This window comes from Brevundimonas mediterranea (assembly GCF_011064825.1).
Classification (GTDB): Bacteria; Pseudomonadota; Alphaproteobacteria; order Caulobacterales; family Caulobacteraceae; genus Brevundimonas; species Brevundimonas mediterranea_A.
Genome location: NZ_CP048751.1, coordinates 2535059 through 2549926, shown reverse-complemented (window position 1 = coordinate 2549926; position 14868 = coordinate 2535059). Strand labels below are relative to the sequence as shown.

Below are 14868 nucleotides of genomic sequence, written 5' to 3'. Positions count from 1 at the left end.
TAATTAGTCTGAAATCCCCCTGCCCCGCCCCCGGGCCGGAGGCGAAACCAGGATCGCATGGTTTTGGAGGGCGCCGGGATCAGGTGGGCAAGATTGTTGCAAGCCATTGGAATCCCTGGAACCGGACAGGCGGAATTGAGAGGGCAAGGCCTTCGCGGCCTTCACCCCGCCCGAGTCGTCGTCTCCTCCCCGCACAGCGGAGAGGAGACGGGAGATCAGCCGGCGATCTGGCCGAAGTCCGCGACCTGGCCCATCACGTCGCGCACCTGGCCCAGCAGTTTCAGGCGGTTGTCGCGTTCGGCGGGCACGTCGGAGTTGACCAGCACGTCCTCGAAGAACCGGTCCACCGGCGCGCGCAGACGGGCCAGGGCGGTCATGGCGGCGGCGAAGTCCTCGGTCTCCAGCGCGGCCTCGACGGCGGTGCGGGCGGCGCCGACGGCGAAGGCCAGGACGGTCTCGGGCTCGGGCTGGTTCGGCAGGCCGGTCTGGACCATGCCGGTCGGAACCGGTCCCTTCTTCTCCTCCGCGCGGAGGATGTTGGAGGCGCGCTTGTAGCCGGCCAGGAGATTGGCCCCGTCGTCGGTGGCGAGGAAGGCGGCCAGGGCCTCGACCCGGCGCACGATGCGGACGAGGTCGTCGTCGCCCAGGGCGAAGACCGCGGCGACGAGGTCGTGGCGCTGGCCCTGGTCGCGGAGGAGGACGGTCAGGCGATCGGCGAAGAAGGCGACCAAATCGCCGACTAAGCCCTGAACCCAAGCTTGAAGTTCGAGATCAAAACCTGTCCAGTCTCGTGTGCGGCTCTCCACGAACTCATCATCTGGATAGCGAGAGAGATCATCTTCGAGCCCTCGCCAAACCAAGTAGGTGTCGAGACGATCAATCCAAGCAGCATCTTTGAAATATTCTTGAGCAACAATGCTATCTGATCGAGCAACCAGAGCAGCTTCTTCATTTGTAAGCCCGGCAAATCCGGCCACGTAACCTAAGCGAGCGGTAGCGCTGGCGAGCCGTTTCAATCCATCGAGACTTGGCGTCTCGTTTAAATCGACAAGCCAGTCTGACAGTTTGTGCATTTCATGAGCGCGGAGAACCGAGTTCACAAAAGCCGCTAATAGCGCGCCCAGAGATGCCCGCACCCCATTCTCCAGCACCAACCGGATCACCCCCAACGCCGCTCTCCGGAGCGCGAACGGATCCTTAGACCCCGTGGGCTTTTCGTCGATGGCGAAGAAGCCGACCAGGGTGTCCAGCTTGTCGGCCAGGGCGACGGCGACCGTGACGGGCGCGGTCGGGACCGTGTCGGCGGGGCCTTGCGGCTTGTAGTGGTCGCGGACGGCGTCGGCGACGGCGTCGGAATTGCCGGCCAGGCGGGCGTAATAGCCGCCCATCACGCCCTGCAGTTCCGGGAATTCGCTGACCATGCCCGACAGCAGGTCGGCCTTGGACAGGCGGGCGGCGGTCTCGGCTTCGTCGGGGTCGGCGCCGACCAAGGGGGCGATCTCGCGGGCAAGCGCCGCGATGCGTTCGACCCGGTCGGCCAAGGAGCCCAGTTTGGCGTGGAAGGTGACGCCGGACAGTTTGGCGTTCCAGGCGTCGAAGCCGACCTTCTGGTCCTCGTCCCAGAAGAAGCGGGCGTCGTTCAGGCGGGCGGACAGGACGCGGCTGTTGCCGGCGGCCAGGGCCTTGCCGCCGTCGGTCGCCTCGACATTGGCGACGACCAGGAAGTTGGGAGCCAGGCCGTCCTTCGACGGATCGCGGACGGCGAAATACTTCTGGTGCACCTTCATCGACAGGCGCACGACCTCGGGCGGCAGGGCCAGGAACTGCGGGTCCATGTCGCCCAGGATCGGGGTCGGCCATTCGGCCAGGCCCGCCACCTCGTCCAGCAGGCCGTCGTCGTCGACCAGGACCAGGCCCTTGGCGGCGCAGGCGGCCTTGGCCTGATCGAGGATGCGCAGCTTGCGGTCGGCCACGTCCAGCAGCACGAAATTCTGTTCCAGCTGGGTGCGGTAGTCGACGAAGTCGCTGACCTTCAGCAACTGGCCCGAGCCCAGGAAGCGGTGGCCCTCGGTGATCGCGTCGGATGGGATCCCGTCAATCTCGAACGGGACCACCTTGCCGTCGAACAGGCACAGGATGCGCTTGATCGGACGGACCCAGCGCAGGGTTCCGGAGCCCCAGCGCATCGACTTGGGCCAGGGGAAGGTGCGGATGACCTGGTCCACCGTCTCGGCGACCAGATCGGTGGTGGCCCGGCCCTTGGACGACAGGACGGCGAACAGGACACCGTCACGCTCGGTCAGTTGATCGCGGGTCAGGCCGGTCTTGCGCAGGAAGCCTTCCAGCGCCTGTTCCGGGGCCGAGGCGCGCGGGCCCTTGACCTCTTCCTCGCGGTCGGGCGTGGCGGCGGGCAGACCGTCGATGACCAGGGTCAGGCGGCGCGGCCCGGCGTAGGTCGTCAGGGCGTCCCAGGTCAGGCCGGCGGCCTTGAGCCGGTCGGAGACCATGCGCTCAAGGTCGCGCGCGGCGCCCTGCTGCATGCGGGCGGGGATTTCTTCGGAGAAGATTTCGAGGAGGAGTTGGGGCATCAGGCGGTTTTCCGCTCTTGTTCAACGTAAGCGAGGGCGCAGGCTTTGCAGAGTTCGCGGATGCGGCCGATGTAGCTCTGGCGCTCGGCGACGGCGATGGCGCCGCGGGCGTCCATCAGGTTGAACAGGTGGCTGGCCTTCAGCACCTGGTCATAGGCCGGCAGGACCAGGGGCTGGCCCTGGGGTCCGGTCATGTCCAGCAGTCGCGAAACCTCCGACACCATGTCCTCGAACCGGCGCTTCAGCCCGTCCACGTCATAGCCGTGGAAATTGGCTTCCGACTGTTGGCGCTCGTTCTCCAGGAAGACCTCGCCATAGGTCAGGCCTTCCTTGGTGAACTTCAGATCATAGACGTTGTCCACGCCCTGGACATACATGGCCAGACGCTCCAGCCCGTAGGTCAGCTCGCCCGAGACGACGTCCACCTCGATGCCGCCGACGCCCTGGAAATAGGTGAACTGGGTCACCTCCATCCCGTCGCACCAGACCTCCCAGCCCAGGCCCCAGGCCCCCACGGTCGGGTTCTCCCAGTCGTCCTCGACGAAGCGGATATCGTGCAGCTTCGGATCGATCCCGATCGCCGCCAGCGACCCCAGGTACAGTTCCTGAAGATTGTCCGGGTTCGGTTTCAGAATGACCTGGTATTGGTAATAGTGTTGGAGGCGGTTCGGGTTTTCGCCATAGCGGCCGTCGCCGGGGCGGCGGCTGGGCTGGACATAGGCGGCCTTCCACGGCTTTGAGCCGAGCGCGCGCAGCACGGTGGCGGGGTGCAGCGTGCCGGCCCCGACCTCGATGTCATAGGGCTGGAGAATGGCGCAGCCCTGCTCGCCCCAATAGCGGTGCAGGGTCAGGATCAGATCCTGGAAGGCGAGCGGCTCGGTCGAGGTGGTCAAATCGGGCTCGGGAGGGGCTGGAAAAAGGACGGCGGACCATAGGGCCCGGCGCCGCGCGCTTCAACACGCGCTGGGGATTTATGGCTCAGGCGGCGGCGAGCCGGGTTGCGGCGACCCAGGCGGCCGGATGGGCGGCGGACAGAGCGGCGGCGGCGGCGGTCGCGTCCGCGCTGGACCGGCACAGGCCGAAGACGGTGGCGCCCGAGCCGGACATGCGCGCCAGGGCCACGCCGGGCGTCGCCGCCACCGCCTGAATCCCGTCGGCTATGGCCGGGGTCAGGGCCTCGGCGGGCGGCTGAAGATCGTTGCGGAGGCCGGCCAGCCAGTCGACGACGGCCGCGGGGCTCCAGTCGGCAGGCGGCGCAGGCCGGTCGGCGGCGCGCGGCGGACTGGCGTCATAGGCCCGGTAGACGGCGCCGGTGGGCGACGGAACGCCCGGATTGAACAGGACGGCGTGGAGCGGCGGCAGGCGCGGCTCGTCGGTCAGGACGTCGCCCCGGCCCTCGGCCCAGGCGGTGCGCATCCGCAGGCACATGGGGCCGTCGGCGCCGATCACCCCCGCCACGGCCTCCAGCGTCGCATCGTCGAGGTCCAGCCCCAGAGCCTGACGCGCCAGCTTCAACGTCGCCCCGGCATCGGACGAGCCCCCGCCCAGGCCGGCGGCGATGGGCAGGCGCTTGTCCAGCGTGACCCTCAGCGGCGGTTCGCCTGCGCCGGTCGCCTCGCCCAGGGTTCGAAGGGCGCGCAGGATCAGATTGTCGCCCTCGGCCGCCAGGCCCGCGCCGAACGGGCCGGTCACGGTCAGGGACAGCCGCGCCGCCGGTTCGACCGTCACCCGGTCGCCGACATCGGCGAAGGCGACCAGGCTGGACAGCGGATGATAGCCATCGGCGTCCACCGGGCCGACGTGCAGGAACAGATTGATCTTGGCCGGAGCCAGGGCCGTGAGCGCGGACATGAGGCCTAGTGCGACCCGCCGGTCGCGGGCGCCGCGTCGTCCAGGCCGTTGGCGATCTTGCGCTCGACCTCGGCCTTGCGCTCGGGCTCGGGATCCAGGCTCAGGACGCGGTTCCACAGCCAGACCGCCTCGCGCTGGCGGCCCACCCGCCAATAGGCGTCGCCGAGGTGGTCGTTGATCTCGGGATTGGCGGGCTCCTTGTCGACCGCCTCCTCCAGAGTGACGACGGCGGTGTCGAAATAGCCCTGTTTGAACTGGGCCCAGCCCAGGGAGTCCTGGATGTTGCCGTTCTCGGGCTCCATGGCGTAGGCCTGGGCCAGAAGGCCCGCGCCCTGATCGACGCGCAGCCCCTTGTCCACCCAGAGATAGCCCAGATAGTTCAGGGTGTTGGCGTTGTTCGGATCGGCCAGATGCGCGGCCCACAGCTCCGCCTCGGCCTCGGGGATGCGGTCCAGGGATTCCAGGGCGGCGCCGCGCAGGAAATGGATCTGGGCGCCCTGGGTCGCCGTGTTCAGCAGCGGGCCGCTCAACAGGGCCAGGGCCGCCTCATACTGCTCCAGCTGCATCAGCTGGCTGGCCATGACCAGGGCGATACGGGGATCGTCAGGCTCGGCGGCCGCGGCGGCGCGCAGCTCGGTCAGGGCGGCCTGCGACTGACCGTCCTCTTCCAGATTCAGCGCCAGTTGGGCGCGGGCGTTGGCGTACAGCACCGGATCCTCCGGCCCGACGCGCGACAGGGCGGTGCGGGCGGCGGCCTTCAGCCCGACCCGGTCCAGCACCTGGGCCAGCTGAATCTGGGTGGCGGCGTCTTCTTTCAGGTTCAGGGCCAGGCGCAGATAGACCACCGCGAACTCATTGCCGCGCTCGGCCACGGCCTGGGCCGCCGCCGTGGTCAGGGCCTGGGCCGCGCCCTGGCGGAAGTCGGGCGCCGCCGGCGCGCGGCCGCCGGCCTGAAGCCGCGCCAGGGCGCGGGCGGTGGCCAGATCGACCTGCTGGCCTTGCATCGCCGCCTGATAGACGGCCAGGGCCTCGTCCCGCTTGCCGCGTCGCTCCAGGAACTCGCCATAGGGGCGGTGGAACAGGGCGCCGATGGTCGGCATGTCGGACAGGGCCTTAAGCTCGGCCTCCGCCTCGGCGTAGTTGCGGCGCTTCTCCAGCAGGAGGGCCCGGTTCTGGCGGGCGAAGGCCAGGGTCAGGACGTCGCCCTGGGCCGGAGGCGCGGCCAGGGCGCGGGTCCAGTCGCCGGCGGCCGCCGCGATCCAGGGCGCGACCATCAGACCGGCGCGGCTGTGCGGCGCGGCGATGGGCCGGGCGACCAGGGCGGCGTTGGCGGCGCGGGCGTCGCCGTGGACGAAGGTCTGGACGGCCGAGATCAGCCGGCCGATCTCGGTGAAGGCGGGCGCGGCGTCGGCGGTCGGCGCCAGTCGGCCCGCCACGTCCAGATCGCCGCTGAGCAGGGCCGAGGTGAAGGCCTGTTCGCGCACGCGGGGCTGTTCGGGCGTCAGGGCCGCGGCCTGGGCCAGCCAATCGGCGCCCTTGGCCCCCTCGCCCGTCATCAGGGCCAGTTTGCCGGCCAGGTACAGGCCATAGGCGCTGCGGCCCTGGGCGTTCAGCGGGACCGGCGCCCAGACCTCGGGAATGGCGGGCTCGGCCGGGTCGTCGGCGATGACGATATGGGGCGGGACATCGCCCTCGGGCGTCTGGGGCGCGCCGTCTTCCGGTTCGTCCTCGAACGGCGCGGCCTCCTGAACCTGGTCCGGTTCAAGTATGACGGCGGGCGGATGGGTGTCGGACGGATTGGCGGGCGCCGAAGCGGGGCCCATGTCCTGCGCCGCCGCCCCCTGGGCCAGGGCCAGGGCGAGGACGGTCAGGGAGGCGGCGAGCAGGCGCGAACGGGAGGCGATCATGCCGCGACCCTTCACGGTTTCCCCTGCCCCCGCAAGAGGACAGATGGTTGACGAGGGCGGGCGACGGCGTATCGTAAGGAAAATCCTTACCGAGGCGATGATGATCACAAGCCGCCTGACGTCCAAGGCCCAGACCACCATCCCCCAGCCGGTGCGCGCCGCCTTGAAACTGCAGGACGGCGACGAGCTGATCTACGAGATCGAGGGAGAACGGGTTCTGTTGAAAAAGGCGCGCAAAACGGCGGCCGACGATCCCTTTGCGACCTTCGAGGAATGGGACAGCGAGGCGGACCGCAAGGCCTATGCCGGACTTTGAACGCGGCGACGTCGTCCGCATCCCCTTTCCCTATACCGACCGCAACACCCGCCAGCATCGGCCGGGATTGGTGGTGTCCGCAGGCGGGATCGGCGATCAGGCCGGTTTGATCTGGGTGGTGATGATCACCAGCGCCGCCAACCGACGCTGGCCCGATGATCTGGACCTGGAGGACCGTTACGGGGAGGCAGGGCTGCCCGCCCCTTCGGTCGTGCGCCCCTCGAAGATCGCCACTATTGAAGCCTCAGCCGCCGAAAGGATCGGCCGGCTGGACGAGGCGCGACTGGCCGTCGTCATGGAGACGATCCGGCGCTGGCTATGACCCCAGCGCCGGTGTTGCGTCACATGTTCGGATAGTTCGGGCCGCCGCCGCCTTCGGGCGTGACCCAGACGATGTTCTGCGACGGATCCTTGATGTCGCAGGTTTTGCAGTGGACGCAGTTCTGGGCGTTGATGACGAAGCGCGGATCGGTCTTGGCGACCTCGTCCGCATAGACGACCTCATAGACGCCCGCCGGGCAGTACAGCCGGGCCGGTTCGCCGTATTTGGGCAGGTTGACCTGGATCGGCTTGGACGGGTCCAGCAGCTTCAGGTGGGCCGGCTGGTCCTCGGCGTGGTTGGTGTTGGAGATGAAGACGGACGACAGCTTGTCGAACGACAATTTCCCGTCCGGCTTGGGATAGGTGATGGGCTTGTGCTTGACCGCCAGTTCGGTCGAGGCGGCGTCGGTCTTGTCGTGCTTCAGCGTCGGGATCGGCGACCAGCCGCCCAGCAGGGTGCGGCACCACATGTCGAACATGCCCAGCGCCCCGCCCAGGGTGGTGCCGAACTTCGACAGCAGGGGCTTGGCGTTCCTGACCAGGGACAGCTCCTTGTGGACCCAGCTCTTTTCGAAGGCGGTCTGGTATTCGACCAGTTCGTCGCCGCCGCGCCCGGCCTGAACGGCGTCATAGGCGGCGTCGGCGGCCAGCATGCCGGTCTTCATCGCATTATGGCTGCCCTTGATGCGGGGCACGTTCACAAAGCCGGCCGAGCAGCCGATCAGGACGCCGCCGGGGAACGACAGCTTCGGAATCGACTGCAGGCCGCCCTCGGTGATCGCCCGGGCGCCGTAGGAGATGCGCGTGCCGCCCTCCAGATGCGAAGCGATGGACGGGTGGTGCTTGAAGCGCTGGAACTCGTCGAACGGCGACAGGAACGGGTTCTTGTAGTTCAGGTGCACCACATAGCCGATGGCCACGTAGCGGTCGCCGAAATGGTACAGGAAGCTGCCGCCGCCGGTGTGTTCGTCCAGCGGCCAGCCGGTGGTGTGCTGGGCCAGGCCGGGCTGATGCTGTTCGGCGGGCACCTGCCACAGCTCCTTCAGGCCGATGCCGTATTTCTGGGGCGACTTGCCGTCCTGGAGCCTGTGCTTGGCGATGATGGTCTTGGCCAGGGAGCCGCGAACGCCCTCGGCGATGAAGACATATTTTCCGTGCAGTTCGATGCCCGGCTGGAAGTCGCCGGTCGGCTTGCCCTCGCGGTCGATGCCGAAGACCCCCGCGACGACGCCCTTCACCCGGCCGGTGCCCTCTTCCCAGACGACGTGGCTGGCGGCCATGCCGGGATAGACCTCGACCCCCAGGGCCTCGGCCTGTTCGCCGAGCCAGCGCGCGACATTGCCCAGCGAGGCGATGTAGCAGCCGTGGTTGTGCATGAAGGGCGGCAGCAGGGGCATGGGCAGGGACGCCGACCCTTGCGGCCCCAGCAGAAGGAATTTGTCTCTGGTGACGGGGGTCTCCAGCGGCGCGCCACGGTCCTTCCAGTCGGGGAAGAGTTCGTTCAGCGCCTTGGGATCGATCACGGCGCCCGACAGGATATGGCCGCCGACCTCGGCGCCCTTTTCCAGCACCGCGACGGTGATCTCCTTGCCGTCCTTTTCCGCCCGCTGCTTCAGGCGGATGGCCGCCGACAGGCCGGCGGGACCGCCGCCGACGACGACGACGTCGTATTCCATCACCTCGCGCTCGACGCCCTGCAGCGCCTCCAGCGGCGGCAGATTGTCGATGATCGCTTCCTGGCGGGCGTTCTCTGCGCCGCCCTCGATGGCTTCTTCGGCCATGTCTTCCCCTGAAATCCAGCTTGTTCGTATGGTTATGCCGCTTATCGGAAGGTGACGCGAGGGCGGTCAAGGCCTATCGGTACCTTAGACATGAACGCGCAACCCCATGACATAGCTGCAGTCGAAAGCCTGCTCGCCTTCTGGCGGGATGCGGGCGTGGACGCCTGCTATGGCGATGCGCCGGTCGATCACACCCATCTGGCCCCGCCCCCGGCCCTGAAGGCGGTGCAGAAGGCCACCGCCTCGGTCGTCATGCCCCTGGCCGGACCCAGCGCCCAGGACGCCCTGGCCGAGGCGCGGCGTCTGGCGACGGGGGCCTCGACCCTGCAGGATCTGGCGGCGGCGGTGGCGGCGTTCGAGGGCTGTCCCCTGCGCGGCATGGGGGCCAGCCAGTCGGTGTTCGGGCGGGGCAATCCCAACGCCCCCGTCATGGTCATCGGCGAAGGCCCCGGCGCGGACGAGGACCGGCTGGGCCAGCCCTTCGTGGGTCGGGCCGGCAAGCTGCTGGACCGGATGCTGGCGGCGGCGGGCCTGACCGACAAGGTCTTCATCACCAACACCGTCTTCTGGCGCCCGCCCGGCAATCGCACCCCGACCCCGCAGGAACAGGCCGTGTGCGCCCCGTTCGTCGAACGCGCCTTCGCCCTGCTGCAGCCCAAGGCGGTCCTGTTGCTGGGCGCGGCGGCGGCCAAGTCGGTGCTGCAGACCGAAGACGGGATCATGAAGATGCGCGGCCAGTGGCGAGAATGGCGGCTGGCTGAAGGGGGCGTGTCCGCCCCCGCCCTGCCGACCCTGCACCCCGCCTTCCTGCTGCGTCAGCCCCAGGCCAAACGGCAGGTCTGGGCCGATCTTCTCGCATTTGCAGCAAAACTGGACGGCTCAGGTTGAGGTTAGCGCCGCTTTAAGGCATGCTGGTCGTTTGACGACCAACGCCAAACGATCCCCGCCTGACGAGAACGGGCAGGGTGACGCCAACGGGGCCGCCGCGTATGAATATGTTCCGCCGGGCTAGTCTGGCCTCGACGCTGGTTTTTGCGCTCGCCGCTTCAGGTTGGGCCGCCGCAGGCTCGGCCCTGGCGGAAACGCCTTTTGACGGAATGTCCGGCGCCGCGTCCGGTTCCGCCCGCCCCACGGCCCTGAGTTCGGCCGACCGCCTGTCCTACACCACCGCCTTCGACGCCCTGCGGCGCGGCGACATCGAGGCCGCCCGCGCCTCGGCCCGTCAGGCCCAGGACCGGGTCCTGCTGGGCCAGGTCGAGTTCGAAAGCCTGTTCCACCCCGATCACGTCGCCACCTATGACGAACTGACGGCCTGGCTTGAAACCTATTCCGACCTGCCCTGCGCCGACCGGGTCTATACCCTGGCCCTGCGCCGCCGGCCCGACGGAGCGCCCGAACCGGTCAAGCCCGGCGGTCTTCTGGGTCGGACCTGGAACAGCGTCGTTTCCGCCGTCTCGGGCGGCCCGGCCGTCGATCCGATGAAGGCGGCGCGCATCGCCTATAACAATGACGACCTGACCGGCGCCTCGGCCGTCGGGCGCGAGATCGGCGACTGGTGGACGGTCGGACTGGCGGAATGGCGGCTGGGCCAGTTCCACGAATCCTTCGCCGCCTTCGAACGCGTCGCCAACGATCCGACCGAAGACCCCTGGGTCCGCGCCGGCGCCGCCTACTGGACCGCGCGCGCCGCCTCGCAGTCGGGCCGGCAGGACCGGGTCAACGACTATCTGCGCCTGGCCGGACAGTGGCCGGCCACCTTCTACGGCCAGATCGCCCTGCGTCAGCTGGGCGAGGAGCCGACCATCGAGAACATGGGGCCGCGCGCCTACCAGGCGGAACCGCGCCTGCAACGCGCCGCCTATGTGCCCCAGGGCGCGCGGGTCGAGACCGGCGAACTGGAAGCCTTTGTCCAGACCGACGCCCGCGCCAAACGCACCGTCGCCTATTATGAAGTGGGCCGACGCACCGAGGGCGAAAGCGAATTGCGCTCGGGCCTGCGCACCGCCGTGGGCGACGCCGCGCGCATGTGGACGGCTCTGGCGCGGGTGATGATGTCGGGCAATGGGGGCGACGCGACCCGGATCGACGCGATGCGCTTCCCCATGCCCGTGCTGGAGCCGGAGGGCGGCTTCGTCATCGAGAAGGCGCTGGTCTACGCCCTGGCGCGCAAGGAGACCGACTTCAATCCCGACGCCCGGTCCAGCGCCGGCGCCTATGGGCTGATGCAGGTGATGCCGACGACGGCGGCGGAGATGACCGGGGACCGGACCTTCGTCACCGATCCGTCCAAACTGCTGGTTCCCGCGACCAACATGCGGCTGGGCCAGGCCTATATCAACCGGATGCTCCAGCTGCCGGCCTTCCAGGGCGACCTGCTGCGGGCCGTGGCCTCGTACAACGCCGGACCGGGGCCGATGCTGACGGCGGTGCGCAAGCTGGGGCCGGACGCCGATCCCCTGCTGCTGATCGAGACGATCGACGTGCCCCAGGCGCGCGACTACGTGGAAAAGGTCGTGGCCAGCTACTGGATCTATCAGCGGATGTTCGGCGGACCGCTGAACACCCTGGACGCCGTGGCCTCGGGCGCGAAACTGGTTCCGGTGTCGCTGGACTATGTGCCGCCCGCGCCGGTCGCCGAACCCGTACTGGTCGCCCAGGCGGCCACCGTCGGCGGCGGTCGATAGGGTTCAGAACAGGGCGGTGAGCAGCATCGCCCAGAAGGCGGCGCCGACGACGGCGGCCAGCACATAGGCCATGACGGGATTAAGCGGGCGGGCCTGAACCGGGACCTCCGCCCCCTGTTTCGCCACGACTAAGCGGGTCGGCATCGGTCTTTCTCCCCGGCGAGACGCGCGATCCGCGTTCACATCCGGGATAACGACGTCGCCTTAACACCCGGTGCGAAAGCTTGGTTTCCCGGCTTTTAAGTCAGAGCCTCCGTCTCCCACAGGCGGAAGTCCGGGTGGGCCAGCAGGCTCTGGACATAGGCCGCAGCGACGCCGTCGTCGCCGTGGTCGGCCAGATCGATCTGGAAATGGCGGACACGCGCCGCGACCGGAGTGAAGAAGGCGTCGGCGATCGACCAGTCGCCGAACAGCCAGGGACCGTCCCCGCCGAACCGACGCCGCATCTGCCGAAACAGGGCGACGATCCGCGCCAGATCCCGGTCCAGCACCGGGTCGGACGGGGTCTCTGACCGGGCGTCGCCGACCATGGGCCGGTCCGGTCCCATGCCGCAGAAGGTCCGAAGGGCGGAAAAGCCGGAATGCATCTCGGCCGTCGCCGACCGGGCCAGGGCGCGGACGACGGGATCGGCAGGCCACATCCGCGCCTGGGGATAGTGTTCAGCCGCCCATTCGCCGATGGCCAGGGTGTCCCAGATCATCTCGCCGTCCACCCGCAGCACGGGCACGAATCCGGACGGGGAGAGATCCCGCAGCGCCGCCTTCTGGGCCTTTGTGTCGTAGCGCACGTCGATGACGCCGAAGTCCGCGCCCGTGTGCTTCAGGATCAACCAGCCGCGCAGCGACCAGGTCGAATAGGTGCGGGGGCCGATGATCAGTTCCATGTCGCGTCCTTCGCTCGATTCGCAGGCGGACACGCCGGGCGGCGCGTCTGATGGGATGGCGTTTTGCCCCATCCGGCGAATTTATGCATCCGGCCTGACCCGCCAGGAAGCCCGGCCGTATATAGGGGGGCGCCCGACACTGCGTTTGACGCATGGGCCTCCCGCGCCGTTGCGTTGAAACGTGCCGGATTCTAAGGCTGCACAACGATGAACGGGATTTTCTAGATGCGCGTCGCAATGATCGGCACAGGCTATGTGGGCCTGGTGTCTGGAGCCTGTTTCGCCGACTTCGGCCATGTGGTGACCTGCATCGACAAGGACCCGTCGAAGATCGAACGGCTGGAGCGGGGCGAAATCCCGATCTTCGAACCCGGCCTGGACGATCTGGTCGCCGCCAACGTCGAGGAAGGCCGGCTGTTCTTCACGCTGGAGAGCGCCGAGGCCATCCGCAACGCCGACGCCGTCTTCATCGCCGTCGGCACCCCGACCCGCCGCGGCGACGGCCATGCGGACCTGAGCTATGTCTATGCGGCGGCCGAGGAGATCGCCGGCCTGATCGACGGCTTCACCGTGGTGGTGACCAAGTCCACGGTCCCGGTCGGCACCGGCGACGAGGTGGAGGCCATCATCCGCCGGGTCAATCCGAACGCCGACTTCGCCGTCGTGTCCAATCCGGAGTTCCTGCGCGAAGGCGCCGCCATCGGCGACTTCAAACGCCCCGACCGGGTCGTGATCGGCGTCAACGACGGCGAGACGGCGCCGCGCGCCAGAGAGGTGATGGGCGAACTCTATCGTCCGCTGAACCTGAACGAGAGCCCCCTGCTGTTCGTCGGCCGGCGCACGTCCGAGCTGATCAAATATGCGGCCAACGCCTTCCTGGCGATGAAGATCACCTTCATCAACGAGATGGCCGACCTGTGCGAGGCCGTGGGCGCCGATGTGCAGCAGGTCGCGCGCGGCATCGGCCTGGACAAGCGGATCGGCTCGAAATTCCTGCACGCCGGCCCCGGCTACGGCGGCTCCTGCTTCCCCAAGGACACCATCGCCCTGGTCCGCACGGCCCAGCAGTACGGCGCACCAGTGCGGCTGATCGAGACCACGGTCGAGGTCAACGACGCGCGCAAGAAGGCCATGGCCGGCCGGGTCGAGACGACCCTGGGCGACAGCGTCGCGGGCAAGACCATCGCCCTGCTGGGCCTGACCTTCAAACCGAACACCGACGACATGCGCGACGCCCCGTCGCTGGACATCGCCCCGGCCCTGATCGCCGCCGGCGCACGGGTCCAGGCCTTTGATCCCGAAGGCATGCACGAGGCGGGCAAGCTGTTGCCGGACGTGATCATGAAGGCCAACGCCTATGACGCCGTCGAAGGCGCCGACGCCGTCGTCATCATCACCGAATGGGACCAGTTCCGGGCCCTGGACCTGGACCGGGTCAAGCTGCTGATGAACCAGCCCGTGCTGGTGGATCTGCGGAACGTCTATCGCCCCGAGGACATGCTGAAGCGCGGCTTCAGATATTCCGGCATCGGACGCGGCTGATGGCGGCGCCGATCCTGGTCACCGGCGCGGCCGGCTTCATCGGCATGCACACGGCCGAACGGTTGCTGGATCGCGGCGAAACCGTGATCGGGGTCGATAATTTCAACGACTACTACGACCCTGCCCTGAAGGACGCCCGCGCCGCCCGTCTGGAGGCCCGCGAGGGCTTCACCATGGTGCGGGCGGACATCGCCGACCACGAGCGGATGCTGGCCCTGGTGCGCGACCACGGCGTGGAGCGGATCGTCCATCTCGCCGCCCAGGCCGGGGTTCGCTACTCGATCGAGAACCCCTTCGCCTATGAGCGGTCCAACCTGGCCGGCCATCTGTCGATGCTCGAGGCCGCGCGCCACAACGGCGTGAAACACCTGGTCTACGCCTCGTCCAGTTCGGTCTATGGCGACCGGCCGCTGGAAGGTTCGGGCTTTCGGGAAGACGATCCGACGACAGATCCCGTGTCCCTGTACGCCGCGACCAAACGCTCGTGCGAACTGCTGAGCCAGAGCTACGCCAAGCTGTACGGCTTTCCCCAGTCGGGCCTGCGCTTCTTCACCGTCTATGGCCCGTGGGGCCGGCCCGACATGGCCTATTTCAGTTTTACGCGGAAGATCGCGCGCGGCGAGGCGATCGAGGTCTATGGCGAAGGCGAGATGGCGCGCGACTTCACCTATATCGACGACATCGTCGACGGGATCGTGGGGGTGCTGGACCATCCGCCCGCGCAGGGCGGGCACGAGATCTACAACATCGGCGACAGTTCGCCCGTCGGCCTGATGGAGATGATCACCACCCTGGAAGACGCCCTGGGCGCCGAGGCGGACAAGGTCATGCGGCCCATGCAGCCCGGCGACGTCACCGCCACCTATGCCGACGTCTCCAAGCTGAACGCCCTGACCGGGTACAAACCCAAGGTCACCCTGGCCGAGGGCCTGCCGCGCTTTGTCAAATGGTGGCGGGGATACGAGAACGGCTGACCGCCGCCCTCCCCCCACCG

At 68.3% G+C, this 14868-nt stretch carries 13 protein-coding genes; 6 read left to right on the top strand and 7 right to left on the bottom strand.

What is annotated here, in order from left to right; translation table 11 throughout:
• Window positions 1–215: 215 nt before the first annotated feature.
• The 4 genes from glyS to GYM46_RS12430 form a co-directional block, all read right to left on the bottom strand.
• Window positions 216–2588: a glycine--tRNA ligase subunit beta gene (gene glyS / locus GYM46_RS12445; protein ID WP_008260445.1), complete on the bottom strand. Its 2373-nt coding sequence runs from the start codon at window positions 2586–2588 to the stop codon at window positions 216–218.
• Window positions 2588–3481 carry a glycine--tRNA ligase subunit alpha gene (locus GYM46_RS12440; RefSeq protein WP_008259607.1) on the bottom strand — a complete coding sequence of 298 codons (894 nt, stop codon included), beginning with the start codon at window positions 3479–3481 and terminating at the stop codon, window positions 2588–2590. The genes glyS and GYM46_RS12440 overlap by 1 nt, the downstream gene beginning before the upstream one ends.
• A gap of 85 nt (window positions 3482–3566) precedes the next feature.
• A complete protein-coding gene (locus GYM46_RS12435; protein WP_008260339.1) occupies window positions 3567–4439 on the bottom strand; it encodes a 4-(cytidine 5'-diphospho)-2-C-methyl-D-erythritol kinase in 873 nt (290 codons plus the stop codon).
• 5 nt (window positions 4440–4444) lie between these two features.
• The gene (locus GYM46_RS12430) at window positions 4445–6346 is read right to left on the bottom strand and encodes a tetratricopeptide repeat protein (RefSeq protein WP_164952704.1); all 1902 of its coding nucleotides are present in this window, start codon (window positions 6344–6346) and stop codon (window positions 4445–4447) included.
• 100 nt (window positions 6347–6446) lie between these two features.
• Between GYM46_RS12430 and GYM46_RS12425 the strand changes: the two genes are divergently transcribed.
• Together GYM46_RS12425 and GYM46_RS12420 are read left to right on the top strand one after the other, a co-directional pair.
• Window positions 6447–6662: an AbrB/MazE/SpoVT family DNA-binding domain-containing protein gene (locus GYM46_RS12425; protein WP_035305435.1), complete on the top strand. Its 216-nt coding sequence runs from the start codon at window positions 6447–6449 to the stop codon at window positions 6660–6662.
• The gene (locus GYM46_RS12420; RefSeq protein ID WP_008264285.1) at window positions 6649–6984 is read left to right on the top strand and encodes a type II toxin-antitoxin system PemK/MazF family toxin; all 336 of its coding nucleotides are present in this window, start codon (window positions 6649–6651) and stop codon (window positions 6982–6984) included. Before GYM46_RS12425 ends, GYM46_RS12420 begins: the two co-directional genes overlap by 14 nt.
• 19 nt (window positions 6985–7003) lie before the next feature.
• Here GYM46_RS12420 and GYM46_RS12415 read toward each other — a convergent pair whose 3' ends face one another.
• Window positions 7004–8659: an electron transfer flavoprotein-ubiquinone oxidoreductase gene (locus tag GYM46_RS12415; protein ID WP_156796558.1), complete on the bottom strand. Its 1656-nt coding sequence runs from the start codon at window positions 8657–8659 to the stop codon at window positions 7004–7006.
• A gap of 195 nt (window positions 8660–8854) precedes the next feature.
• Between GYM46_RS12415 and GYM46_RS12410 the strand changes: the two genes are divergently transcribed.
• The gene (locus GYM46_RS12410) at window positions 8855–9652 is read left to right on the top strand and encodes a uracil-DNA glycosylase (protein WP_008261821.1); all 798 of its coding nucleotides are present in this window, start codon (window positions 8855–8857) and stop codon (window positions 9650–9652) included.
• Window positions 9653–9753: 101 nt separating this feature from the next.
• Complete coding sequence (locus GYM46_RS12405; protein WP_008260649.1) at window positions 9754–11448, top strand: lytic transglycosylase domain-containing protein; 1695 nt, start codon at window positions 9754–9756, stop codon at window positions 11446–11448.
• Window positions 11449–11451: 3 nt separating this feature from the next.
• On the opposite strand, the gene GYM46_RS12400 is transcribed toward GYM46_RS12405, so the two are convergent.
• Window positions 11452–11592, bottom strand: coding sequence for a hypothetical protein (locus GYM46_RS12400; protein WP_154725362.1), 141 nt, complete (start codon window positions 11590–11592; stop codon window positions 11452–11454).
• Window positions 11593–11687: 95 nt separating this feature from the next.
• Window positions 11688–12332: a glutathione S-transferase gene (locus tag GYM46_RS12395; RefSeq protein ID WP_008262183.1), complete on the bottom strand. Its 645-nt coding sequence runs from the start codon at window positions 12330–12332 to the stop codon at window positions 11688–11690.
• A 225-nt stretch (window positions 12333–12557) separates the two neighbouring features.
• On the opposite strand from GYM46_RS12395, the gene GYM46_RS12390 reads away from it, so the two are divergent.
• Window positions 12558–13874, top strand: a complete 1317-nt coding sequence (locus GYM46_RS12390; RefSeq protein WP_035305362.1) for a UDP-glucose dehydrogenase family protein — start codon at window positions 12558–12560, stop codon at window positions 13872–13874.
• Entirely contained in the window at window positions 13871–14848 is a 978-nt protein-coding gene (locus GYM46_RS12385; protein ID WP_154725390.1) for an NAD-dependent epimerase/dehydratase family protein, read from the top strand. The genes GYM46_RS12390 and GYM46_RS12385 overlap by 4 nt, the downstream gene beginning before the upstream one ends.
• The last annotated feature ends 20 nt before the right edge of the window (window positions 14849–14868 follow it).

What these genes read in the sequence shown, in the direction of transcription:
- glyS (WP_008260445.1), bottom strand. Translation starts at nt 2,588, where the DNA reads ATGCCCCAACTCCTCCTCGAAATCTTCTCCGAAGAAATCCCCGCCCGC.
- GYM46_RS12435 (WP_008260339.1), bottom strand. Translation starts at nt 4,439, where the DNA reads ATGTCCGCGCTCACGGCCCTGGCTCCGGCCAAGATCAATCTGTTCCTG.
- GYM46_RS12430 (WP_164952704.1), bottom strand. Translation starts at nt 6,346, where the DNA reads ATGATCGCCTCCCGTTCGCGCCTGCTCGCCGCCTCCCTGACCGTCCTC.
- GYM46_RS12425 (WP_035305435.1), top strand. Translation starts at nt 6,447, where the DNA reads ATGATCACAAGCCGCCTGACGTCCAAGGCCCAGACCACCATCCCCCAG.
- GYM46_RS12420 (WP_008264285.1), top strand. Translation starts at nt 6,649, where the DNA reads ATGCCGGACTTTGAACGCGGCGACGTCGTCCGCATCCCCTTTCCCTAT.
- GYM46_RS12415 (WP_156796558.1), bottom strand. Translation starts at nt 8,659, where the DNA reads ATGGAATACGACGTCGTCGTCGTCGGCGGCGGTCCCGCCGGCCTGTCG.
- GYM46_RS12410 (WP_008261821.1), top strand. Translation starts at nt 8,855, where the DNA reads ATGAACGCGCAACCCCATGACATAGCTGCAGTCGAAAGCCTGCTCGCC.
- GYM46_RS12405 (WP_008260649.1), top strand. Translation starts at nt 9,754, where the DNA reads ATGAATATGTTCCGCCGGGCTAGTCTGGCCTCGACGCTGGTTTTTGCG.
- GYM46_RS12400 (WP_154725362.1), bottom strand. Translation starts at nt 11,592, where the DNA reads ATGCCGACCCGCTTAGTCGTGGCGAAACAGGGGGCGGAGGTCCCGGTT.
- GYM46_RS12395 (WP_008262183.1), bottom strand. Translation starts at nt 12,332, where the DNA reads ATGGAACTGATCATCGGCCCCCGCACCTATTCGACCTGGTCGCTGCGC.
- GYM46_RS12390 (WP_035305362.1), top strand. Translation starts at nt 12,558, where the DNA reads ATGCGCGTCGCAATGATCGGCACAGGCTATGTGGGCCTGGTGTCTGGA.